Origin of the sequence: Halomonas sp. 11-S5, from assembly GCF_029889825.1 — a bacterium.
Taxonomy (GTDB): Bacteria; Pseudomonadota; Gammaproteobacteria; order Pseudomonadales; family Halomonadaceae; genus Halomonas.
Map to the genome: position 1 here is coordinate 1 of NZ_JARANW010000058.1, position 644 is coordinate 644.

Annotated in this window: 2 pseudogenes; both read left to right on the forward strand. The window is 68.3% G+C overall.

Going from position 1 to position 644, the window contains the following annotated elements:
• Positions 1–135, forward strand: a pseudogene (locus OP497_RS17455) (electron transfer flavoprotein subunit beta/FixA family protein); the annotation flags it as partial.
• A pseudogene (locus OP497_RS17460) lies at positions 132–644 on the forward strand (electron transfer flavoprotein subunit alpha/FixB family protein); the annotation flags it as partial. The pseudogenes OP497_RS17455 and OP497_RS17460, both read left to right, overlap by 4 nt.

Here is a 644-nt window from a genome sequence, read left to right on the forward strand (position 1 = left end):
CTCGGCATCGAGGTGGCCTCGAAGGTCAAGCTGCTCAAGGTCGAGCCGCCGGCCGAGCGCCAGGGCGGCGTCAAGGTGGGCTCGGTGGACGAGCTGGTCGACAAACTCAAGAACGAGGCGAAGGTGATTTCATGAGCATTCTGGTTCTGGCCGAACATCACGACGGCGCCCTGGCCGGCGCCACCGCCCATGTGGTCGCGGCGGCTCAGCAGATTGCCAAGCACGGCGGCGGCGATATCGACGTGCTGGTGGCGGGCGAGGGTGTTTCCGCCATCGCCGAGGCCGCCGCCAAGCTGGACGGCGTGTCTCGGGTCCGCGTGGCCGACCATGCCGCCTACGCCCACCTGCTCGCCGAGCCCACCGCGGCGCTGATCGCCGAGCTCGCCGGCGACTACAGCCACGTGCTGGCCTGTGCCTCCACCACCGGCAAGAACGTGCTGCCGCGCGTCGCCGCGCTCAAGGACGTCAGCCAGCTCTCCGAGATCATCGCCGTGGAGAGTGCCGACACCTTCAAGCGCCCGATCTATGCCGGCAACGCCATCGCCACCGTGCAGAGCGAAGATGCGCTGAAGGTGATCACCGTGCGCGCCACCGGTTTCGATGCCGTCAGCGAAGACGGTAGCGCGTCCATCGAGGCGGTCGAC